The sequence below is a fragment of the Mesorhizobium sp. WSM4816 genome (assembly GCF_055811535.1).
Genome location: NZ_JBVVQR010000039.1, coordinates 16,479 through 37,543 on the forward strand (window position 1 = coordinate 16,479; position 21,065 = coordinate 37,543).

Annotated in this window: 21 protein-coding genes; 11 read left to right on the forward strand and 10 right to left on the reverse strand. The window is 62.7% G+C overall.

Going from position 1 to position 21,065, the window contains the following annotated elements:
• The first annotated feature begins 1 nt into the window (after nucleotide 1).
• The 8 genes from AC0L3H_RS27900 (at nucleotide 2) to AC0L3H_RS27935 (ending at nucleotide 9,792) form a co-directional block, all read left to right on the forward strand.
• Nucleotides 2-778, forward strand: coding sequence for an HpcH/HpaI aldolase family protein (locus AC0L3H_RS27900; protein ID WP_473587615.1), 777 nt, complete (start codon nucleotides 2-4; stop codon nucleotides 776-778).
• Between the two features lie 13 nt (nucleotides 779-791).
• Nucleotides 792-1,844, forward strand: coding sequence for an NAD(P)-dependent oxidoreductase (locus AC0L3H_RS27905; RefSeq protein ID WP_473587616.1), 1,053 nt, complete (start codon nucleotides 792-794; stop codon nucleotides 1,842-1,844).
• A gap of 114 nt (nucleotides 1,845-1,958) precedes the next feature.
• Nucleotides 1,959-3,614, forward strand: a complete 1,656-nt coding sequence (locus tag AC0L3H_RS27910; protein WP_473587617.1) for an extracellular solute-binding protein — start codon at nucleotides 1,959-1,961, stop codon at nucleotides 3,612-3,614.
• A gap of 112 nt (nucleotides 3,615-3,726) precedes the next feature.
• Nucleotides 3,727-4,668 carry a carbohydrate ABC transporter permease gene (locus AC0L3H_RS27915; protein WP_254026370.1) on the forward strand — a complete coding sequence of 314 codons (942 nt, stop codon included), beginning with the start codon at nucleotides 3,727-3,729 and terminating at the stop codon, nucleotides 4,666-4,668.
• On the forward strand, nucleotides 4,668-5,516 hold the full coding sequence (locus AC0L3H_RS27920) for a carbohydrate ABC transporter permease (RefSeq protein WP_128246859.1): 849 nt from the start codon (nucleotides 4,668-4,670) through the stop codon (nucleotides 5,514-5,516). The genes AC0L3H_RS27915 and AC0L3H_RS27920 overlap by 1 nt, the downstream gene beginning before the upstream one ends.
• An 11-nt stretch (nucleotides 5,517-5,527) precedes the next feature.
• Entirely contained in the window at nucleotides 5,528-6,622 is a 1,095-nt protein-coding gene (locus AC0L3H_RS27925; protein WP_473587618.1) for an ABC transporter ATP-binding protein, read from the forward strand.
• The gene (locus tag AC0L3H_RS27930) at nucleotides 6,619-8,613 is read left to right on the forward strand and encodes a D-apionate lactonase family protein (RefSeq protein ID WP_473587619.1); all 1,995 of its coding nucleotides are present in this window, start codon (nucleotides 6,619-6,621) and stop codon (nucleotides 8,611-8,613) included. Before AC0L3H_RS27925 ends, AC0L3H_RS27930 begins: the two co-directional genes overlap by 4 nt.
• Nucleotides 8,614-9,003: 390 nt before the next feature.
• Nucleotides 9,004-9,792, forward strand: a complete 789-nt coding sequence (locus tag AC0L3H_RS27935) for a DUF899 domain-containing protein (RefSeq protein WP_473494554.1) — start codon at nucleotides 9,004-9,006, stop codon at nucleotides 9,790-9,792.
• A 172-nt stretch (nucleotides 9,793-9,964) separates the two neighbouring features.
• Here AC0L3H_RS27935 and AC0L3H_RS27940 read toward each other — a convergent pair whose 3' ends face one another.
• The 9 genes from AC0L3H_RS27940 to AC0L3H_RS27980 all read right to left on the reverse strand — a co-directional run bounded on the left by AC0L3H_RS27940 (nucleotide 9,965) and on the right by AC0L3H_RS27980 (nucleotide 16,796).
• Nucleotides 9,965-10,240: a thioredoxin domain-containing protein gene (locus AC0L3H_RS27940; RefSeq protein WP_473494555.1), complete on the reverse strand. Its 276-nt coding sequence runs from the start codon at nucleotides 10,238-10,240 to the stop codon at nucleotides 9,965-9,967.
• A complete protein-coding gene (locus AC0L3H_RS27945) occupies nucleotides 10,237-10,482 on the reverse strand; it encodes an SCO family protein (RefSeq protein ID WP_473494591.1) in 246 nt (81 codons plus the stop codon). Before AC0L3H_RS27945 ends, AC0L3H_RS27940 begins: the two co-directional genes overlap by 4 nt.
• 121 nt (nucleotides 10,483-10,603) lie before the next feature.
• The gene (locus AC0L3H_RS27950; RefSeq protein ID WP_473587620.1) at nucleotides 10,604-11,149 is read right to left on the reverse strand and encodes a TlpA family protein disulfide reductase; all 546 of its coding nucleotides are present in this window, start codon (nucleotides 11,147-11,149) and stop codon (nucleotides 10,604-10,606) included.
• On the reverse strand, nucleotides 11,146-11,595 hold the full coding sequence (locus AC0L3H_RS27955; RefSeq protein WP_023803570.1) for a c-type cytochrome: 450 nt from the start codon (nucleotides 11,593-11,595) through the stop codon (nucleotides 11,146-11,148). Before AC0L3H_RS27955 ends, AC0L3H_RS27950 begins: the two co-directional genes overlap by 4 nt.
• Nucleotides 11,592-11,726, reverse strand: a complete 135-nt coding sequence (locus tag AC0L3H_RS27960) for a hypothetical protein (RefSeq protein ID WP_473587621.1) — start codon at nucleotides 11,724-11,726, stop codon at nucleotides 11,592-11,594. The genes AC0L3H_RS27955 and AC0L3H_RS27960 overlap by 4 nt, the downstream gene beginning before the upstream one ends.
• Nucleotides 11,727-11,761: 35 nt before the next feature.
• Nucleotides 11,762-12,202 carry a DUF411 domain-containing protein gene (locus tag AC0L3H_RS27965; RefSeq protein ID WP_023803572.1) on the reverse strand — a complete coding sequence of 147 codons (441 nt, stop codon included), beginning with the start codon at nucleotides 12,200-12,202 and terminating at the stop codon, nucleotides 11,762-11,764.
• 26 nt (nucleotides 12,203-12,228) lie between these two features.
• Nucleotides 12,229-13,713: a multicopper oxidase family protein gene (locus tag AC0L3H_RS27970; protein ID WP_473587622.1), complete on the reverse strand. Its 1,485-nt coding sequence runs from the start codon at nucleotides 13,711-13,713 to the stop codon at nucleotides 12,229-12,231.
• A gap of 91 nt (nucleotides 13,714-13,804) precedes the next feature.
• A complete protein-coding gene (locus AC0L3H_RS27975; RefSeq protein ID WP_473494560.1) occupies nucleotides 13,805-14,140 on the reverse strand; it encodes a hypothetical protein in 336 nt (111 codons plus the stop codon).
• 682 nt (nucleotides 14,141-14,822) lie between these two features.
• Complete coding sequence (locus AC0L3H_RS27980) at nucleotides 14,823-16,796, reverse strand: putative bifunctional diguanylate cyclase/phosphodiesterase (protein WP_473587634.1); 1,974 nt, start codon at nucleotides 16,794-16,796, stop codon at nucleotides 14,823-14,825.
• A 335-nt stretch (nucleotides 16,797-17,131) separates the two neighbouring features.
• Between AC0L3H_RS27980 and AC0L3H_RS27985 the strand changes: the two genes are divergently transcribed.
• On the forward strand, nucleotides 17,132-18,166 hold the full coding sequence (locus AC0L3H_RS27985; protein WP_473494561.1) for a class I SAM-dependent methyltransferase: 1,035 nt from the start codon (nucleotides 17,132-17,134) through the stop codon (nucleotides 18,164-18,166).
• A gap of 54 nt (nucleotides 18,167-18,220) precedes the next feature.
• Here the strand turns inward: AC0L3H_RS27985 and AC0L3H_RS27990 are convergent, their stop codons facing one another.
• A complete protein-coding gene (locus AC0L3H_RS27990; RefSeq protein WP_473587623.1) occupies nucleotides 18,221-19,141 on the reverse strand; it encodes a sugar kinase in 921 nt (306 codons plus the stop codon).
• Nucleotides 19,142-19,347: 206 nt separating this feature from the next.
• On the opposite strand from AC0L3H_RS27990, the gene AC0L3H_RS27995 reads away from it, so the two are divergent.
• Complete coding sequence (locus AC0L3H_RS27995; protein WP_473494563.1) at nucleotides 19,348-19,797, forward strand: FixH family protein; 450 nt, start codon at nucleotides 19,348-19,350, stop codon at nucleotides 19,795-19,797.
• A gap of 13 nt (nucleotides 19,798-19,810) precedes the next feature.
• The gene (locus tag AC0L3H_RS28000) at nucleotides 19,811-21,013 is read left to right on the forward strand and encodes a cytochrome-c peroxidase (protein ID WP_473494564.1); all 1,203 of its coding nucleotides are present in this window, start codon (nucleotides 19,811-19,813) and stop codon (nucleotides 21,011-21,013) included.
• The last annotated feature ends 52 nt before the right edge of the window (nucleotides 21,014-21,065 follow it).

Genomic DNA, 21,065 nt, shown 5'->3' on the forward strand with positions numbered 1-21,065 from the left:
CATGTCAGAGTCTAGTCTCAAGGGGTTGGCTGCGCACCGACGGGTCAAGCTCGGCACGCTCGTCGCCGAATTCGCGACGCCGGGAATCGGGCACATTCTGAAATCCGCCGGCTGCGACTTCGTCTTTTTTGATATGGAGCATTCGGGCTTCAGCCTGGAAACGGTGAAGAGCGCGATCCGCTATTTCGAGGCGGCCGACCTGCCGGTTATGGTGCGTGTGCCGTCGCAGGACTATCATTTCCTCGCCCGCGCCATGGACATGGGGGCTGAAGGTTTGATCGCGCCGATGGTGAGTACGGTCGAACAGGCGCAGCACATCATCAATTCGATGAAGTACCATCCTGCTGGCGCTCGCGGCGTAGCGCTCCAGATCGCGCATGACCGCTACCGTCCGGGCTCGGTCACAGATAAATTCGAAACGGCCAACCAGCGCTCGGTGTTCATCTGCCTGATCGAGACCGCCGACGGCGTCAAGAACATCGACGGCATCGCGGGACTGGATGGGGTCGACTGTCTGTGGGTCGGACATTTCGATCTGTCGGTCTCACTCGGCGTTCCCGGCGACTTCGCCCATCCCACCTTCACCGCGGCGATGGACAGGATCGTTGCCGCCGCCAAGAAGCACAACAAATCGCTTGGACGCCTGGTGCCGAGCGTCCAGCAGGGTCACGACTTCTACGCGCAAGGCTTCGATTTCATCTGTTATTCGGGTGACGTCTGGGTGCTGCACGATGCGATGGCTGACGCGGTCTCGAAGATCCGGGCCGGGTGCGAGTGAGGCGGAGGAGACGATGGCCAACGCAATGTTCAGGGTGGCGCTCTCCGGTGATTTCCGCAAGCCGGACGGCGCGCCGACCTATCCCGACTTCGACCTGGAGCCGCTGCGCAATGCGCCCGGCATCGAGATGGCGTTCCTGGAATCGAACAGTCCGCTGCGCGGCGATCAGCTTGAGGACTTCGATGCACTGATCCTGCTCACCCATCGCTTCGATGCGACCAGTGTCCCCAAGAGCGGCCGCCTGGCCGTCGTTGCCCGTTTCGGAGTCGGCTACGATACCGTCGACGTCGAGGCCTGCACCGCCGCCGGCATCGTCCTGGTCATCACGCCCGATGGGGTGCGGCGGCCGGTCGCCGTATCCGTCATCACCTTCATGTTGGCACTGACCGGCAAACTGCTCACCAAGGACGCGCTGACCCGCAAGGGGTCTGCCGGGTTCAATCAGCGTTCGGAACATATGGGCGTTGGACTCGTCGGGCGTACGTTGGGGTCGCTCGGCATCGGCAATATAGGCGCCGAGGTCTTTCGCCTGGCCAAGCCCTTCGACATGAAATTCGTCGCCCATGACCCATTCGTCGACAGCAAGGTCGCTGCCAACCTGGGTATCGAACTGGTCGGGCTGGAGGATTTGTTCCGCCGCGCCGATGTGCTGTCGGTGAGCTGTCCGCTAACGCCTCAGACCCTCCACATCGTCAATGCCGAGCGGCTCGCCCTGATGAAGCCGACGGCTTACCTGATCAACACCGCGCGCGGTCCGATCGTCGACCAGGAGGCGCTGACGAAAGTGCTGCAGGAGCGCCGCATCGCCGGCGCCGGGCTCGACGTGCTGGAGCAGGAGCCGCCGGATGCCGACGATCCGATCCTCAAGTCCGACAACGTTATCCTGACGCCGCACGCGCTCTGCTGGACCGACCAGTGTTTTGCCGGAAACGGTGCTGCGGACGTCAAAGCGGTCATCGAGGTGCAGCACGGCCGCGAGCCGCGCGGCGTGGTCAATCGCGAGGTGCTTTCAAGCGAGGCATGGAAGAGACGGATGGCCGGTTTCGCCGCCCGCTTCGGGACATAGGAGTACGAGCATTCGGCGCGCCGCCGCGCCTTCGCGGCGGCTTCACGAGAGGAATGCTCGACCGCCGCGCCCGCGGACGAGTGAAGGCAAACGAAAATGGGAGGACCAAGCACTATGAACGATCATGAAAAACGTGACTTTCAGGCAGGCCTCGAAGCAGAGGTCGACGCCTGTATGCGCGGCGAAACCACCCGCCGAACTTTCATAACCCGCTTCGGCCAAGTGACCGGCATGCTGGCGGCGTCTGGACCGATACTCGCCATGATGACGGATTGGGCGCTGGCGCAGCAGAAGCTCGAACTGGCAGACGCCGCTTCACCGCTCGGCCAGGCGCAGGCGGCGGCCATGAAGGCGTCGATGGAAGGCCCTGCGGATGGTTCCGCCTTCCGCGCCGTCGAGGCGGCCAAGGCGCATTCGGGCGTCACGCTGAACATGACCTACGAGGCAGGCCTGCAGGCCCTCGATCCGCGCAATTTCAGTGGACCGATGTGGGAGCAGCTTACGGGCATGAAGTCGAACGTGGTCGAACTGTCGAACCCGGACCAGTACTCCAAGGCGGTCGCCGAGCACATTGCCGGCTCCGGCGCCTATGACGTCCTCGACATCTCGCCAGCCTGGACGCCGTCGCTAGCCGATGGCGGCGTCATCGCACCCCTCGACGATTACATCGCCAAATACATGAACCCGGCCGACCTCGAGGACTATCATCCGCTCTACAAGGCGCTGCCGACCTACAAGGGCAAGATCTGGGGCTTCTTCGACGACGGCGACATGTTCGCTCTCTACTATCGCAAGGACATCTTCGAGGACCCCAAGATGGTGGAGGCCTACCAAGCCAAGTTCAACGCCAAGCTGGCGCCGCCGAAGACCTGGGAGGAATATGCTCAGATCGCCCAGTTCATCACCGACCAGATGGCGCCGAACGTTTATGGCGCAGGCCATTTCCGCAAGGCGGGCAGTCCCGGCAACCAGTTCGACTTTCTGCAGCAGTACCGCGCCAACGGTGGAAAACTGTTCGGCGACGACATGAAGGCCGGCTTGGTTTCGGATGCCGGTGTGAAGACGCTGCAGAACATGATTGCAGCCAATGCGGCGTCAATCCCCGGCAACAATGAACTCGACGCCGTCTCGCTGTGGGCGGCGTTCCTGACCGGCAAGGTAGCGATGATCTACTCCTGGCCGCCGTCTGGCCGCATGGCCGCGAACTATTCGCAATCGGCCACCGCAATCAACTTCATCCCGCAATCACAGATCGCCGGCAAGGTCGGCTATGCGGTCGTGCCCGGCAATCCTGAACATGCAACCGGCTACAACAAGGCGCTGTCGGCGGATTCGGCGAACCCCGAAGCGGCCTACCTGTTCATGCAATGGGCCTGCTCGCCGCCGGTCTCGCTGGCGCGCTGCATGCTGCCATACGCCCTACGCGATCCCTACCGCATCTCCCACTTCAAATCCGAGCTTTACGGCGCGCTGTTCCCGAGCGCCAAGGAGTATCTGAGCAATCTCAACAACTCGGCCAATGTCGGCCTCCTCGACCCGATCATGCCCGGCGCGCAGGACTATTTCCTGAGCATCGACCGCATGTGCACGGCTGTGTGGGCCGGTGCGGATCCGAAGGCGTCGCTAGAAACAGCGGCGGCCGAGTGGAATGAGACGACCGACCGGCTCGGCGTCGATTCGCAGAAGGCATTCTACACCGAGTTCCTGAAACTGCCGGGCGCTACTGCCGACAATACGGTGGAGAAGCTCGGCATGGCGGTCAGTCTCTGAGCTCGGCCTGCATCAGGGACGCCGGCCGGTATTCTTGACCGAAATCGGTGTTGCGGGCGCTTGGTCCGCAACACCTCTTCGCAACCGCCAGGCAGGTTTTGGGATGTCATCGATGCAGCATACCGCAACCATCAGTCGCTTGAAGGCCGCTGGAGCCCCGCCACGACTGTCGGGCTTCGCACAATGGGCGGACCGCCACTTCAAATGGCTGCTGGTGGCGCCCGCAGTACTGCTGATCCTGGCGCTGTCGGTCTATCCGCTGCTGTTCTCGCTGGTCGTGTCTTTCATCAATTATGATTTCCAGGTGCCGGGCCACGCCTTTGTCGGATTGAAGAATTTCGAGCGCGTCGTGTTCGATCCCGTCGCGCGCTGGTCGCTGTTGCTGACAGCGTGGCTGTCGGGGATCAGCGTCGCTATCGAATTCGTTCTCGGCCTTCTGGTGGCGCTGACCATGGTTCGCAGCTTTCCGGGCCGCGGCGTGATCATGTCGATCCTGATCGTGCCGCTGTTCATCAGCCCGGTCATCGTGGGCCAGGCCTGGACGCTGCTGCTGCAGCGGCCTTTCGGGCCGACCAACTACATTTTGACGCAACTTCTGGGACAGGAGGTGACGATCGGCTGGATGACCGAATCGCCATGGCTCTACGTTTCGCTGATTATCGCCGATGTTTGGCAGTGGACACCGTTCATGTTCGTCATCCTGCTCGCCGGGCTTACCGCCATTCCCCCGAACCTTTACGAGGCGGCGGAACTCGACGGGGTCAATGCCTGGCAAGCGTTCTGGGCGATAACCCTGCCGCATCTTGCGCCAATGATGCTGCTGGCGTTGACCTTTCGGCTGCTCGATGCAATCCGCATGTTCGATACTATTTTCATCATGACCGGCGGCGGGCCAGGCACGCGGACCTACACCGCCTCCTACTATCTCTACACCGTCGGCTTCACCCAGTTCCATCTGTCGCAGGCGACTGCCGGAAGCTGGTTGTTCCTGATCTTCACCGCGCTCGTGGTAATGCTGCTGGTGCGGCGGCTTTTGAAGACGGAGCCGGTCTGATGGCGGCCGTCGCGCCTGTCCGTCGCCCGAAACGCCGGTCGATACCGGTCGGCCGCATCCTGCTGCTCGGCTTCTTCCTGGTCTTCGTGTTGTGGCCGCTCTACTGGATGTTCAACACCTCGATCAAGCCGAGCGACGACTATCTCACCGTGCCGCCGGTCTGGTTCCCAACCGCACCCACCCTTGTCCACTATGAAGCTGCGCTGTTCGCCTATCGCGGCCTCGACGGGCTGATCAACAGCCTGATCATCTCGCTGTCGGCAACGGTGCTCTCGGCCCTGTTCGGCACGCTGATGGCTTACAGCCTGGCGCGCTACAACACCGGCGGCCAGCATCTGTCGTTCTGGGTGCTGTCGCAGCGCTTCCTGCCGCCCATCGGCATCGTGCTGCCGGTGTTCCTGATCTACCGCGGCGTTGGCCTCTACGACACGCATATCGGCCTGATCATCGCCTATACAGTGTTCACGCTGCCGGTGTCGGTATGGATGATGTTCGCTTATTTCCGCGGCATGCCGAAATCGATGGAGGAGGCGGCCCTTGTCGACGGCTGCACGCGCTGGGAGGCGTTCTGGCGCGTCGCCGTGCCGCTCGCCGCGCCAGGCATCGTCGCGGCGGCGGTCTTCGCCTTCATCGCCTGCTGGACGGAGTTCTTCTTCGCGCTGATTCTGACTAGCCGCACTGCTTTCACGCTGCCAACGGTTTTTCGCGCCTTCATCGGTTTCCAGGGCGCGCAATATGGCGAGGCGGCAGCCCTGGCCATCGTCTCCCTCGTGCCGTCGATCGCGCTGGGAGTACTTGCCCAACGACATCTCGTGCGCGGGCTCACGCTCGGCGCTGTTCGCGGATAGAAAGGGTCGGTATGGCCGAAGTCAGGATCACCGGCTTACACAAGCGCTACGGCGCCTTCCATGCCGTGCGCGGCATAGACCTGGACATTCGCGACGGCGAGTTCACCGTGCTGGTCGGCCCATCCGGCTGTGGCAAGAGTACGCTGCTGAGGACCATCGCAGGGCTGGAGGAGAGTTCGGAAGGCACGATCGAGATCGGCGGCGAAGTGGTCAACGATTTCCGACCGCGCGACCGTGACGTGGCGATGGTGTTCCAGGACTATGCGCTTTATCCCCACATGAACGTGGCGAAAAACATTGGCTTCGGCCTGAAGGCGCGAAAGATGCCGAAATCGGAGGTGGAGGCGCGCGTCGCCGAGGCGGCGCGCATGCTTGGCATCATCCCGCTGCTCGGGCGCTTTCCGCGCCAATTGTCCGGCGGGCAGCGCCAGCGTGTCGCCATCGGCCGCGCCATCGTCCGCAGCCCGCGCATTTTCCTGTTCGACGAGCCGCTGTCCAACCTCGACGCGCAGCTTCGCGACGAAATGCGCGGCGAGATCAAGCGCCTTCACCAGGACATTGCCACAACGATGATCTACGTCACCCATGACCAGATCGAAGCGATGACGCTGGCTGACCGCATCGTGCTGATGCGCGACGGGATGATCGAGCAGCAGGGCGCGCCGCTCGACCTGTTCGAGCGCCCCGCCTCGACCTTCGTCGCTGGCTTTCTCGGTTCGCCGCGCATGAGCTTCCTGCCGGGCACGCTGAAGTTGGACGGCAGCGCTGCCGCCATCCGGCTCTCCGAGGCGCTGCTTCCGGTCGCCCCCGGCAGGAGCCTGAATGGCGCCATTGACGGACAGGCGGTGCTGCTTGGACTGCGTCCAGAACATCTGACGCGCGCTCATGCTGCGACACCTGCGCAGGGCACGTTTCGCTACGACGCAACGATCGACCTGCTGCAGCCGACCGGCTCGCGCAGCTATGCCACTTTCCGCCTGGCCGGCGCGCCGGTGATGGCGGAACTGCAGGCGCACGACGTCAGTCGTCCCGGCGAGAGGCTGCCGATCGACATCAACATGAACCGGGCCTCGATTTTCGACGCCAAGACCGAGAGAGCGATTTGACCACGGCAGCATCTCGAGCAATCCGCTTATGTGGGACCGAACAGGTCGATCCGCAGTTGCGGACACTGCTCGCGGGACCCTTGTCGGTCGAGTTTGACAATGGGGCGATACGCTATGTCCGCATCGGCGGGATCGAGGTTCTGCGCGGGATCTCATTTCTCGTACGGGACGAGAACTGGGGAACCGAGACGCCCATTCTCGATGACCTCCAAATCGATGAAAAGCGGGATGCGTTCAGCGTCGCCTACCGTGGAACATGCGCCGGTGCGTGCGGTCGGCTGGTCTACCAGGCGCGGATCGCAGGCGGGAGCGACGGTGCGCTGTCGTTTGTGGTGGAGGCAGAGCCCGAAACTGACGTATTGACCAACAGAACCGGCTTTGTCGTGCTGCATCCGATCGAGGGTTTGGCCGGCAAGCCGGTAAAGGTGCTGCACGAGGACGGTCGCGAAAAACTCTCGCTTTTTCCGGATTACATCGATCCCAGATGTCCGTTCACCGACATTCGCGCGCTTTCGCACGAGATCGTGCCTGGGATCTGGGCCACATGCACCATGGAAGGTGACGCCTTTGAGATGGAGGATCAGCGCAATTGGTCCGACGCCTCCTACAAAACCTATGTCCGTCCCCTGCGTCGCCCGTGGCCCTACAGATTGCCGAAAGGCGAGAAATTCACGCAGGCCGTCCGACTTCAGCTGTTGGGAACGCTCCCTCCCGGGTCTTCCAAAAAACCCAATCCATCCATCAACCTGACGATCGGCAGAGCCATCGGTCGAGTGCCCCGCATTGGCATCGGCGTCGCTGCCGACGAGGCGAAGCACGCGCTTGAAGTCCCCGAGTTCATTCGACGATTGGCTCCGCGGTGGATGGTCTGCCAAGTCGATCTCCGGTTCGGGCACGGCCAGGATGAACTTGAAAGTTACACCGCCCTGGCACAATTGACCGGCGCTGGCGTCGTACTTGAGGTCATCACCAAGGGCACGCTCGATCCCTTCGGTGAATTGGCGCCTCTCGCGGATGCTGTCCAAAGCCTTCGCCTCAATCCAGAAGCTGTCTCCGTCTTTCCGGCGCAGGACATGAAGTCGGTGCAGCCGGGAGCACCGTGGCCGGCGATGCCCACCTTCGAGCAAAACTACGCCGCCGCCCGCCGGGCTTTCCCGGGGGTCCCGCTGGGCGGCGGCATGGCGGCATACTTCACCGAGCTAAACCGCAAGCGTCCGCCAAACGGAGCGCTCGACTACGCAACCTTCACTACCTGTCCAAACGTGCACGCAGCAGATGATGTCTCCGTGATGGAGACACTTCAGGCTATCCCCCATCTGATCCGCTCTACCCGTGCTTTCATGGGCGACCGCTTGCCTCTGCGTATAGGTCCCAGTCAGCTAGGCTGCCGCGAGAACCCCTACGGCAAGTCCACTGCGCCGAATGAAGCGAACGGTCGCGTCTGTCTGAGCCGCATCGATCCTCGGCAGCGCGGCCTGTTCAATGCGGCCTGGACAGTCGGCTATTTCGCGGCCTGCGCGCGCGAGGGAATCGAGGCCGTCGCATTCGGCGACTTCACCGGCCCGTTCGGATACGTCTACAGAAAGGCCGATTTCGTGCAGCCGTGGTTTGACCAACAGGATGGCCGAATGGTGTATCCCGCTTTCCATGTCATGGCAGGCCTATCAAAACTCAGCGGGGCCACCCTGCTATCCGTGGGAACTTCCGGAGCTGACAGCATCGCGGCTATCGCGGCCGAAAAAGCCGGGCGCACGACGCTGTGGCTCTCGAATCTGACTGCCAGAAAGCAATCAGTGCAGCTTTCGGATACGCCGATCAGCGCCCGCATTGCTCTTCTTGCTGCCGAACAGTTCGAGCGGGCGGCAGCCGATCCGAACTTCATGGAAAGTCCCGGAAGACGGTTGGATGACCGATTCATCTCTCTTGACGCCTACGCCGTGGCGCGAGTCGATCTCCACCGTTCGTCTTCGACAGAGCCCGGTGGACGGTAGATTGTGGGGAATGTAGCCGAGAACAGAGTCAACGTCCGCTCTGGCGTTCAGTGTCGGATGTCCGTTATGGCGCTCTTTGCTAGTTCCCGCCGACCAGTTCAAGCAGCAAGGTTCTCGCCTATTGGCGGCAGCCAGGCTGATTGAGTTTGAGCCCAATCTTCGAAACGCTGCCCTCAACATTTTGAATGGCTCAGCGCCCCGGGCATGCGGCGGGAGCACCGTCGCGCCACGCCACGCGGTTCAACGCGCCGAGGGGATAATAGCGTCACACTTGTTACTCCCACTGGTCGTTTTCCGGTGCCAAACTATTTTAGGCCCAACAACCAGCGATGAGCAGCGAATGAGCCGTGCTTCAGCGACGCGGGAATTCGCCCAGATCAGGAGGAAGCCATGACTTCAGCAGCCAAGAGCGAACGGAAAAGCGGACAGACTGCCATGCGCACACCACCGGTGGTGTCGCCGCAGGAGTGGGAAGCGGCCCACGCGCAGCTGCTCGTGAAGGAAAAGGCCCAGACCCGCGCCCGTGACGCGCTGGCCGCCGAGCGGCGACGGATGCCGTGGATGGCGGTGGAGAAAAATTATGCGTTCGAGGGGCCCGACGGGAAGGTGACCCTGCTCGACCTGTTCGACGGTCGGCGTCAGCTGATCGTCTACCGCGCCTTCTTCGAGCCGGGAGTGTTCGGCTGGCCCGACCATGCCTGCCGCGGCTGCTCCATGGTGGCCGACCAGGTCGCCCACCTCGCCCATCTGAACGCCCGTGACACCACTCTCGTCTTTGTCTCGCGTGCGCCGCAGGCGGATATTGCGCGGTTGAAGGCGCGGATGGGCTGGGAGATACCATGGTTCACCCTCACCGACAGCTTCGACGCCGATTTCGGCGTCGACGAGTGGCACGGCCACAACGTGTTCATCCGCGACGGCGACCGCGTGTTCCGCACCTACTTCATCAACAACCGCGGCGACGAGCAGATGGGCGGCACCTGGAACTATCTCGACATCACGCCGCTGGGCCGGCAGGAGGTCTGGGAGGACTCGCCCGAAGGCTATCCTCAGACCCCAGCCTACAAATGGTGGAACTGGCACGACAGCTACGCCGCGGATCCGGCAGCCGACAAGAAGTGGGCCGAGGTGTCGGAGGCCGGAGAGGCGGCGTTCCGGGAGGCGAGCACGAAGCAATGAGCCAGACCTGATCCGCTGAGATCGACGGCGGCGGCGTCGAAACGCAGGAATCCTGCTCCCAGCGGCGCTGGCGCGGCGGCTCATGAGCGACCCCTGCGCTGTTACCGCGTTGTTCCCCCAACCGGACAACCTCGGAGAGCGTCCGGCGGTAGTGCTGGATCAAGTCCATTGATCACGGCCGATTCACGCTGTTCGTCAGCCCATTGACGTACATGACCAGGTTCAGCGGATCGAACCTGAGGCCGTGGAACTTGGCCGCGAAGCGCCCGCCGCGGTCGATCACGTGCGTCACCAAGCCATGCATCTGCTGGCCGCCTTCGAGCGGATCGAAACGGACGTTGTATTGCTCGGACAGCTTGCCCGTCGCATCCTCCGCCTGCCCTTCGCGGGTGGTCAGGAAGGTCCAGTTGCGCGGGTCGAGCCCGTGCGCTTCGCCGCATCCCTTCATGACCTCGGGCGTGCTGACTTCGGGTCTGTCGTCACCGTCAGGAACTGCACCACGTCCTTCATGGGCGTTTCGTTGACCATCGCCTGGACGCGGGCGATCAGGTCGGAGTGCAGCGGACAGACGTCGGTGCAACTCGCGAACACGAAATTGAGTACAACGACCTTGTCGGCGAAGTCCGAGAGGCGGACCGGATTGCCCTCGTCGTCGGCCAGATCGAATCCCGGCGCTGCGGGAGCGTCGATCGCCTGGAAATACTTCTCTCGCTGCCCATAAGCCTGTCGAGATCGGCGCCCGGATGATGGGCAAACGCGGGAAGCGCGAGGACAGACGTGACGGCCATCGCGGCGAGAAGTGTTTTTCTGTTCATCTCCGTTCTCCGGTTTGGTCGAGTTCTCGTACGATGATCTCTTCGAAGAAGGAAACCATCTCGGGGGTGTCCCATTCGGCGGGTCCGGCGAGCCGCGCGAGCTCGTTTCCGTCGGGGCCGATCAGAAGCGTGACTGGCAGGCCGAACAGTCCCAACGCGCGGATCGCAGTCCCGTCCTGGTCGATGAAGACGGGGAGCTTGACCCCGATCTCGTCGAAGAACTTCCGGACTGCGCCGGCTCCCGCTCGGTCCACCGAAAGGGCGACGACATCGAATCCCTCGCCGCCGAGCCGCCCCTGAAGGCGGTTGAGCGTGGGCATTTCGGCCCGGCAGGGCGCACACCAGGTCGCCCAGACGTTGAGCAGCACCATCTTGCCGCGCCAATCTTCGAGAGATTGCGGCTCTCCCGCCTCGTCGGCGAGGATGAGCTCGGGCAAGGGCTGCGGCTCCTCGCGCAGCGGCATCACTGTCGGTTCCTGCGCGTGCGCGTTGCCCACGGCCACAACGACGGTAAGTGTCAGCGCCGACAGGATCGTCTTCACTGCGTCTTTTCCTGCTCGCGGCGGCTCATCTCCGACTGGTAGGCGCGCTCCCGCTCCGGCCATGTGCTCTTGATGAAGGCGAGAACGGCGCGGATCTCCTCGTCGCTCAAAATGTCCTCGAATCCCGGCATGTCGCTAGCGTACCCGTTGCCCACCACGGCGGCTGGACCCTCTTTGGTGATCCGGAACAGCACCCCGTCCGGGTGGTGCCAGGTGTGCCCGGACGCATCGTGCGGCGGGGCGGGCATGCGTCCCGAGGGAAGCTGCCTCTTCCAGTCAGGTTGGCCTTCGAGGCTGGCCCCGTGGCAGGAAGCGCAGTTCGCGGAATAGAGCTGCCGTCCCCGCGCAATTGCCGCGGCCTCGCTTGCTCCGAACGACCAGATCAAGGCGAGGGCGGCAACTCCCAAGAGCGCCGCGAAGCCAAGGATAACAGCCTGCCTGCTCATTTGCGGCCGCTGAAGAACAGGTACTTCACCAGGGCCGCGCCCGGCAGGACGAGCACCGCCACGAGCAGGAGCCAGCCCAGCCCCATGCCCAGCATCATGCCGCCCATGCCTTCCATCATTCCGCCGTCCATCGTTGTCGGCTCCTTTTCCGCGTCTCGTTGCAGGCCTATTCCCGCGCGTATACGCCGCCAACGCTGCCAGACTTGGTGATCTCCAGCATCTCGAACGGCGCTTCCTTGGTGCCGCTCATTCCCGGCGAGCCCATTGGCATGCCGGGCAGCGTCACGCCCTTGATGTCGGGCCGCTCCGTGAGCAGCTTCTTGACCGTGCCGACGGGGACGTGGCCGCTGACGACGTAGCCGTCCACGAATGACAGGTGGCAGCCCTGGAATTCGTCCGCGATGCCTGCCTCGCGGCTCATCTCGGCGAGGTCGTGGGTGGCCTTGCTGGTGACGGTGAAGCCGTTCTCCCGCAGGTACTCGGCATAGCCTTCGCAGCAGCCGCACTGCGGGTTCTTGTAGAGGGTGACGTCCTTCTCGCCCGCGAGCGCCGGGACGGCAGCCCAGACGAAGGAAGCGAGGGCGACGGCATTCAGGATAGTACGCATTTTCGGTTCTCCTTTTGAGGGATTGGTCAGGCGACGCGGAAGACGCCCATCATCCCGGCGGCCTGGTGTTCGAGTATGTGGCAATGGAGCATCCAGTCGCCCGGATTGTCGGCAACGAGGGCGATCTCCACCCGCTCGCGCGGAGACATGAGCACCGTGTCCTGCCACTCGCGGTGCTTGCTCGGCTTGCCGTTCCGGGAGATCACCCGGAAGGAATGGCCGTGCAGGTGGATCGGATGATGCCAGGCCGTCGCGTTGGTCATCGCGATGGCATGGCTCTTGTCCCGCGCAAGCGTCAGCATCGGGTCCATGACGTGCCCTTCCGCCGCGATGCCGTTGATGAACCAGATGCCGCCGGAGTGCATCATGTTCATCATGCCGCCCATGCTGCCCATCATGCCGCCAACGGCGCCGGGGGAATGCTTGCGCGTGTCGCCCATGCTGCCGCCCATCTCCTGCATGACCATGGCTCCCATCATGCCGCCGTTGAAGGTGACCTCGTGCCGGACGGCCGATGCAAGGTCCGGCTCCGGCAGCGGGTTGGGCGGGAGGGCGACAGGCCAGCCGGGAGCCGCCTGCCTGAGCGGATTACCGGCATAGGCTAGGTCGACCAGGCGGTATTCGAGGCCCTCGTAGAAGCGGTCGATCACGGAAACCCGGCTTCCGGCGTCAGCCGTCATGTCGAGGATGAGGTCGGCGCGCATCGCGGGCCCCAGCACGACCAGTCCGCCTTCTGGCGCATGCGGCTCCACTGGCTGCCCGTCCAGCGCAATGACGGCAGGCTGATGGTTCCCGAAGTCGAGGCCGAAAATGCGGGCGTTGGCGGCGTTGATCAGCCGCAGCCGGATGCGTTCTCCCTTTCGCACCTGAAAGACATCCGGCACGCGGCCATTGATCGTGACCGTGTTTCCGACCCGGCCGTTGTGCATCATGTCATGGCGGTTGCCGAAGTCTTCCCGCATCTCGGCGGTTTTGGTCAGCCGCCAGTCGGACAGCACCCATGTGACTTCGCGGTCGACCCGGATGGGATCGGCTTCCTCCACGATCAGCGGGCCGTAGAGGCCTCTGCCGACCTGCTCGAAACTGCGATGGTGCGGATGGTACCAGAAGGTGCCTGCGTCGACGGCATCGAACTCGTAGGCAAAGGTCTCGCCGGGCGCGATCGGCGCCTGCGTGAGGTGCGGCACGCCGTCCATCGGGTTCGGGACTCGCAAACCGTGCCAGTGCACCGTCGTCTCTTCGTTGAGTTTGTTCTCGACCGCGACCCGCAGGCGTTCTCCCTGGCGGATGCGAATTTCCGGACCGGGCAGGCTGCCGTCATAGCACCAGATGGGGGTATCGCCATGCGGCTCTGGCGCGATCTGGGCGCGTCCCGGTCCGGCGCGGATCCGGAATTCGCGAAGGCCTGGGGCGGCGTCGGATTGCGGCGGAAGCACCACGCCCGCCGAAACGGCGGCGGCCGATGCGAGGAAGGTTCGACGCGTCAGCGCCGGCACACGTGGATAGAGCATTTGATCAACCATCCCGGAATAGGCTCTTGTGACGCGCGGACGTAGCCGGGCGCGTCGACGGGTCGGGTCGCAAGCGGATGCCGCGGCCGTGTCAGCTCAGGAAGGTGGTTCGGGGAGGATAGGGCTCAGGCGGACCGGTGCGGCCGTCGGACGGTTCTCCGGGAGGCAAGGATACGATGCCGGCGAAATGTCGCAGCTCGGCCGTGGCAGGCGTGCAGATCGCGACAAGCGAGGTAACGCAGAACTGGCCGCATGCCGACGTCTGGCCGTCATCGCCGGGACAGTCCTGGCAGTCGGGCATGTCGCCGTCCATCTCAGCCATCGACATCGTCAGGGACATGTCGGTCAAAGCCGCGGCATGCGCCGCCGTGCTGAGGGCGAAGGCCGCGAGGAAGACGACTGCGAGGATGCGGACGAACCTGCTCATTGGGTAGACAGTAGTCCTGGCTCTGCGCCGTGTCCAGATTCGGTCGCAGGTGAACCATGACCGCCGCAAACGGATGCCGACGGGAGGCGATTTGTTGCAGGCTCCATTGGATGTCGGGCTAGGTTCCGGAAATGGTCTACCGTGAGATCATAACCGCCTTTGGTGCGTTGCGCTGGCTTCTGGACCGCGGCGGCCGCCTATCTGTTGTGGTGGGGGAACGTCCAGCGACGGGCGGCCTTCCATCCCGGCCATTGTCGATCACCGGCTGATTGAGTTTTGACCCTAGTCCCGCCAACAGCTGCTTGATCTGTTTCCGGATTTCCTTGGATCGCCGCGCGAAACGATGGCGATGATCGCCAGTAGTTCGGCCAGTTCGCGGCGGCGGCGCAACCGGCGAACAGCTGATCTCCCCGCGTCCAGCCTGCTCCCAGCATGCAGTCGACGATCGCCTGAAAGCTTGGCTCCATCGTCTCCTGGCAGTCGATCTCCCGGTCGGGATAGTCGCCCTGTCCTTCTCGCTCGGTTCCGCCTCGCCGATGTCGAGCTGCGGTATTTGGGCGACAGCTATCGGGAGCGGCTTCGATAGGAGAGACCCCAGCAATTGGATGCACGCATTCGGCTGGGACAAAGCCGCTGGAAGCGGCGACGATCGCTTGCAGGGCTCAGATCGCTCCGCCGCCATTCATGCCGACTTGACGATCGACAATGTGCGTTTGTAGGTGGCCGGTTTCGTGCGGAAATTCGCGGCGGGAGCAGGTCGGCCGACGTGAAAGCCCTGGATCTTATCGATGTCGAAGTCGCGGATAAGGGCCAGCTGCTCGTCGGTTTCCACCCCCTCGACCAGGATTTTATGGCCGCGATTTCGCACCAGGGCAATAATGTCCTGCAGCATCGCCTTGCCCCTTGGGGTGCCGCAGTCATGCAGGAACGAGCGGTCGATCTTCACCGTATCGAAATCGATGAGACGAAGCCATGAGAGACCCGCGAAGCCCGTCCCGAAGTCGTCAAGCCATACCCTGACCCCCAACAGCTTCAGGTCGCTGATGCAGCGCAGAATGTCGGAGTGCATCTCCATCTCCAGCCCTTCGGTGATTTCGAGGGCCAGCCTGCTGCCGGCGATGCCGGTCTCGCTCAAAATCGTCGCAACCGAAGCTGCGAAGCCGGGCGTCTTGAGCTGAATTGGAGAGACGTTGACGCTGACGACACGGACGTGATCGTCCGCCAGGAGTTCAGTGCACACTGTCCTTATGGCCCAGCGCCCGAGTTCCAGCACCGCGCCGGTTCGTTCCGCAACAGGAATGAACAGGCTCGGCGGAACCGATGTGCCGTCCAGCATTTTGAGGCGCATCAGAGCCTCGACGGCTTCAACCCGGCCAGACGCCACATTCTGGATCGGCTGATAGACGAGTGAAACGAGATCCTGGCCGATCGCGATCTTCAGCAAGGCCGCAATATTCTCGCTCTCGTCGCTGCTCTGGGGATCGTTTGGATCGAACAGCCAGGTACAATTGCGACCGCCTGCTTTTGCCAGATAGAGCGCACGATCGGCCTCGTGGATGATCTTTTCCAGCTTGGCGCCGGTCTGCGGCCTGGTGAAGGCAGCGCCAACGCTCACTGTCACCACCGAGGTGCCGTCCCTGCGCTGCTGGTGGGGAAGCGCGAGGTTCTCCACCGTGCTTCGAATGGCTTCCGCAAGACCTGCAACCTGTTCCCTTTTCTCCATGCGAGCCAGGACGATGAATTCTTCCCCGCCGTAGCGGCCGATTGAGCCATTGTGCTGCTTGATCATCTCGGCAAGGGCATTGGCGACGAGTATCAGGCAGCGGTCGCCTTCCTGATGTCCGTAGTAGTCGTTGAACCTTTTGAAGAAGTCCACGTCGATGAGGATCGCCACGAAAACGCTGCCATGCCTTTGCCAGTCGCTCCAGTAGTCGCGCAGCTTCTCGTCAATCGCCCGCCGGTTCTCCAGACCCGTAAGCGGATCGGTTCTCGACAGACTCAACAGCGCCTGGCCGCGCTCGGTGGCTTCCTTGTGCTGGATTTTGGCTTCGAGGGCGTTGAGGAAGACGTTGTAACGTTCCTCGTTCAGCTTCCAGTTTACGTAGGATGTGAATGTGAAGCATGAGATGTAGAAAGTTCCAAAGACCATTTTGTATGTCAATGTGGAAGGCACAAAGTAGTTTACAATATACAGTATCACCAGTATTATACTTGAAGTCACTATAGACATGCTGAATTTAAACGTGAAAAATAGATTGGCGCTCATCATAAAGATGGTGCCGAAGACCATATAATAAGAGACGCTTTCCTTGTCCGTGCCAAACACCGCTGGGGACAACCAACCGATATAGCCAAAGATGATGGCCGCAGCGCAAGTCACGTCAATCCATTCCGTGGCGACCCCGCGGCGAAGTTGTGCTTCCAGGGTCAACAGCGCCGTCGCTCCGACCGCGAAGCGTGCCATGATCGTATAGAGCGCGACATCCGGTATCAGCAGCAGATCCGTTGCCGAAAACAGCAGATAGATGGCAACGGCGATCCAAAGCCCAGGCCTGGCGTCCATTCTTCGCTTCGCCTGGCCTTCCTCCCGGTAGAGTTTGCGGAGCTCGTCGTAGCGCGGCTCGTAGCGCCGCTCAAGCGGTTCCGCATGGGCCATATCGGCCAATGCGGATGACGCGTATTCGTTCGTCACCCTAGGCCCCATTTGAACGGGGCTTTGTATGCCGAACTCATTTCTAGCTTCTCCCCCCACGCCGGCCGACTCCTCGGGCGCGACAGCGAATTGCGGCGCCTCGCAAGCAATATGCAGTCGCGCAGATAGGTTTGCGTTAACTCGTATCGGGAATCCGGCCCGCAAGGCGTCCAAAAAACCAAGCATGGTTCGCGGGAATTTAACGACACTGCTAAAATGCCTGACATGTGTCTTGGCAAAGATAAAATTTTAGGCAATATCTAACTATATCTAGTTAAATCTGATTATGGAGTTCTGCGGTGGCAACAATCCTCGATGGCAAAAGTCTGATTACTGCCGAGATGATCGCCGCCAGTCTCCCTCGAAGAAAGCTCGAGCCTCATAGCGAAGCGTTCGAAACCGCCCGCGTCGAGCTTGCACTCATTCTCCACATCACGCACCAGCAGATCGAGCAGCAGAAGGACCCCGCGGAGGTCATTCGCCGTCTGATGTCGCATCTCGAAGCAATGCGTATCAAGGTTCATCCGGACGTTTGGCAAGCATTGATACCGGTGGTGCGCAACCACCCGGTCCTGGAGTACTTTCTTGAGGATCCGCTCACGCGGTGGTCCCACGACAAGCCCAGAGGTTATTCCGGCGACGCACAGTTGCTCGACTACATCTATTGTGATCCGCACGTGGCGGAGAGCGTGGCAAACGCCTCGGAGGTCGGCAAGGCGCTCTACAGGCATACCAAGGATGTGCCGTCGTGCGTCGCGGCACGCGAACGACGCGATCTTTTGACCCGATATGTCGATGAGATTGCGACCAGGAATGGACCTCAAACCGAGGTCCTGGCGATTGCGGCCGGCCATTTAAGGGAGGCCAATCGCTCGGCCGCCTTACAGGAGGGCCGTCTCAAGCGCTGGGTTGCGCTCGATCAGGATCCTCAGAGCGTTGGATTGATCACGCGCGACTTTCAGGGCACTGCGGTAGAGGCCATCGACGGCTCGGTGCGAACCATGCTCACGAGAGGCCACAAGCTTGGCAAGTTCGACTTCATCTATGCCTCCGGCCTTTACGACTACCTTGCGCACAACGTCGCCGTGAAGCTCACGAAAACCTGCCTGCAGATGTTGAAGCCGAACGGGACATTCCTCTTCGCGAACTACGCCGAGGGCAACCCTGACGCCGGCTACCGGGAGACGTTCATGAACTGGGTGTTGCTGCTGCGGTCGGAGGCCGATATGTGGAACATCATCAATGCCAGCGTCGACCGAAACACCGTCGAGGCGCAGGTGTTCTTTGGCGAGAACCGCAACGTCCTCTACGGCGTCATCGAAAAGCGCGGATAACGACCGCCCGGGCTGCAAGCTTGTGGCGGTTGGCGGCAGCCAGTCCGATTGCGTTTAATCTTCGAACGCTGCGCTTAACGTCTCGAATGGCGCCAGCGCGCCGCGCACTTGGACGACGGCCGCGGCGACGCGATGCGCGCGCAGCACCGCCTCGGTCGGGGCATGGCCGGCAAGCCGGGCGGCGAGATAGGCGCCATTGAAGGAATCGCCGGCGCCGGTGGTGTCGACCGGGGCGGCGACATGCACGGCCGGAACGGGTTGCAGGGTCCCGCTTGTGGCGATCAGCGCCGGTTCCTCACCGTTCTTGACGACGACTTCGCCGACCAGCTTTTGCAGCCGTTCCGCGGTTTTCTCCGGCGCTGCGTCGCCGAACAGCATCTGCTCGTCGGGAAAGGTCGGCAGCGCGATGTCAGTGACTGCCAGCGCATCGAGGATCGCGCTCTGTGCATCCTCGCGCCGGCGCCACAGCCGCGGCCGATAATTGGGATCGAAGGCGACAAGCGAGCCGGCGGCGCGCGCCTTGGCCACCGCCGCCAAAAGTGTCTTGCGCGCGGCGTCGTCCAGAATTGCCAAAGTGATTCCGGAAAAGTAAACAAGCGCCTGATTTTCAAGGCTTTTCGCCAAAGCGGCCGCGTCGGAGGCAAGCTGCCTCGCGGCGGCGTCGCCGCGCCAGTAGGTGAAGGAGCGTTCGGCGCCGGTCAGCGTGATTGCATAAAGGCCAGGCCGGGCGCCTGGTATAATCGGGCTGGCGCCGATGCCGATGCCGTTTTGCGCGAAGAAATCGATCTGGTCGCGCGAGAACGGGTCGTCGCCGAAGGCCGACACATAGGTCGCCGGCCGGTCACCGCTCAGCGCATGCAGCGCCCACAGCGTGTTGAATGTGTCGCCGGCAAAGCCCATGCGCCAGTTCGGCCCGGCCTGGCCTGAAAGCTCGAGCATGCATTCACCGATCGATGCGACGCCGTTTCCTGCCATGTATCTCTCCTGGTGCATGTCGCCCACAGCTTGCGCGGCGGTTTTGGGATAACGACATGCACAAAACCAAAGACCGGTGCTGTAGCTTTTTGCGGGCGCCAGCGCCATGCTTGGCGGCAGCGGATTTTGCGCCGGCGGCGTTTTCTCAGCGGCGCGGCGGGACGCGATCCGCTCAGTAAGACGTTATTTCTGGAAGAGGAACCGGTTTGGCATCGTTATGGCGCTACGTTCTGGCAGGTGTTGGTCTGGCTGCCTTGCTGGCCGGCATTCTCGCCGCCGTCTATCTGACCGCGCCGCAAGCGCCTCGGCTCGCCGGCTCCGAGATTGCCCGTTCGAAAGAGACGGCGAACGGCCTGTTTATAGCCAGTTTCGAGCCGGAGCGGGGCGTTGTCCGTCAAGGCGAGCTGCAATCCTGGCTGCTGACCCTGAAGACAAATGCGGGCACCCCGGTGGAGGGCGCTGCGATCTCGATATCCGGCGGCATGCCGCAGCACAGGCACGGTCTGCCAACCAGCCCGCATGCGACCGATTATCTGGGCGACGGCCGCTATCGCATCGGCGGGGTGAAATTCACAATGAGCGGATTGTGGCAACTGCATTTCGCCATTTCCGCGGCGGCCGGATCCGACACGGTGGTCTTCAATGTGTTGCTCTGAGCGCTGGAGCAAGATGAACCGCTTTCCGCGACTTTTCGCGCTGCTGGCGATGGCTGTGCTTGCCGGCTGCGGCAAGCCTGAGTTTTCCGATGCCGAAAAGAAGACCATCGCCTCGCTGGCGCTGTCAGCCCTGCCGCCGCTGAAAGCCGACACCACCAACCGCTTCGCCGACGTGCCGGCCGCCGCCGCGCTCGGCGCGACGCTGTTTTTCGACGCCGGGATGAGCGGCGACGGCAAGGTTTCCTGCTCGACCTGCCACAAGATCGACCGGCAGTTCCAGGACGATCTGCCGCGAGCGGTCGGTGTCGGCCGCACCAACCGACGCACCATGCCGCTGGCCGGCGTTGCGCATGACGCATGGTTCTTCTGGGACGGGCGGCGCGACAGTCTTTGGGCGCAGGCGCTGGCGCCGCTGGAAAATCCCCTGGAGCAGGCTGGCAACCGCGCCGCCTACGCGCATTATATCAAGGCGCGATTCGGCGAGCGCTACGAGCGCATCTTCGGGCCGCTGCCCGACCTTTCAAATGTGCCGGCCAATGCCAGTCCGCTCGGCGGCGATGCCGAGAAGGCTGCCTGGAATGCAATGTCCGGTGCGCAAGCCGAGGACGTCAACCGCGTCTTCGCCAATATCGGCAAGGCGATCGCCGCCTTCGAGCGATCGGTCGCGCCGCCGCAGACGCGCTTCGACCGGTTCGCCGCCGCTTTGGATACCGGTATACAGGCACTGCCAGGCGACGACGCCTTGTCGCCCGAAGAAATCCTCGGGCTAAAACTGTTCATCGGCAAGGCCAATTGCGTGACCTGCCATAACGGGCCGCGTTTTACGGACGGCGGTTTTCACAACACCGGCGTGCCGTCGGTGGCGAACCTGCCGCCGGATCGCGGCCGCATAGACGCGGTACGCCAAGTCGAGGCCGATCCGTTCAACTGTTTCGGCGCGTTTCGCGATGGCGACGCCGGCGCCTGCGGCGAGCTGCGCTTCATGGTCAAGGCCGGGCCGGAACTCGTGCGCGCCTACAAGACGCCGTCGCTGCGCGGCGCCGCCACCCGTCCGCCCTATATGCATGCCGGGCAGTTTTCCTCGATCGAGGAGGTTGTGGCGCATTATTCGAAGGCGCCTGCCAGCGTCGAGGGTGTATCCGAGATCCACCCGCTGCAGCTTTCTGACCGCGAGCGCGCGGCGCTGGTGGCGTTCTTGAAGACGCTGGCGGAGTGAAGGGACCCAGCTACTCGGTAGCGATCCTTCGCGCCCCCCTCTGTCCTGCCGG

Excerpts from the sequence above, each read along its gene's own strand:
- AC0L3H_RS27925 (WP_473587618.1), top strand. The coding sequence starts at position 5,528 with ATGGCCGAAGTCAGGATCACCGGCTTACACAAGCGCTACGGCGCCTTC.
- AC0L3H_RS27920 (WP_128246859.1), top strand. The coding sequence starts at position 4,668 with ATGGCGGCCGTCGCGCCTGTCCGTCGCCCGAAACGCCGGTCGATACCG.
- AC0L3H_RS27960 (WP_473587621.1), bottom strand. The coding sequence starts at position 11,726 with ATGGACGGCGGAATGATGGAAGGCATGGGCGGCATGATGCTGGGCATG.
- AC0L3H_RS27915 (WP_254026370.1), top strand. The coding sequence starts at position 3,727 with ATGCAGCATACCGCAACCATCAGTCGCTTGAAGGCCGCTGGAGCCCCG.
- AC0L3H_RS27955 (WP_023803570.1), bottom strand. The coding sequence starts at position 11,595 with ATGAGCAGGCAGGCTGTTATCCTTGGCTTCGCGGCGCTCTTGGGAGTT.
- AC0L3H_RS27975 (WP_473494560.1), bottom strand. The coding sequence starts at position 14,140 with ATGAGCAGGTTCGTCCGCATCCTCGCAGTCGTCTTCCTCGCGGCCTTC.
- AC0L3H_RS28000 (WP_473494564.1), top strand. The coding sequence starts at position 19,811 with ATGAACCGCTTTCCGCGACTTTTCGCGCTGCTGGCGATGGCTGTGCTT.
- AC0L3H_RS27965 (WP_023803572.1), bottom strand. The coding sequence starts at position 12,202 with ATGCGTACTATCCTGAATGCCGTCGCCCTCGCTTCCTTCGTCTGGGCT.
- AC0L3H_RS27910 (WP_473587617.1), top strand. The coding sequence starts at position 1,959 with ATGAACGATCATGAAAAACGTGACTTTCAGGCAGGCCTCGAAGCAGAG.
- AC0L3H_RS27940 (WP_473494555.1), bottom strand. The coding sequence starts at position 10,240 with ATGAAGGGATGCGGCGAAGCGCACGGGCTCGACCCGCGCAACTGGACC.
- AC0L3H_RS27980 (WP_473587634.1), bottom strand. The coding sequence starts at position 16,796 with ATGGCCCATGCGGAACCGCTTGAGCGGCGCTACGAGCCGCGCTACGAC.
- AC0L3H_RS27935 (WP_473494554.1), top strand. The coding sequence starts at position 9,004 with ATGACTTCAGCAGCCAAGAGCGAACGGAAAAGCGGACAGACTGCCATG.
- AC0L3H_RS27905 (WP_473587616.1), top strand. The coding sequence starts at position 792 with ATGGCCAACGCAATGTTCAGGGTGGCGCTCTCCGGTGATTTCCGCAAG.
- AC0L3H_RS27900 (WP_473587615.1), top strand. The coding sequence starts at position 2 with ATGTCAGAGTCTAGTCTCAAGGGGTTGGCTGCGCACCGACGGGTCAAG.
- AC0L3H_RS27990 (WP_473587623.1), bottom strand. The coding sequence starts at position 19,141 with ATGGCAGGAAACGGCGTCGCATCGATCGGTGAATGCATGCTCGAGCTT.
- AC0L3H_RS27970 (WP_473587622.1), bottom strand. The coding sequence starts at position 13,713 with ATGCTCTATCCACGTGTGCCGGCGCTGACGCGTCGAACCTTCCTCGCA.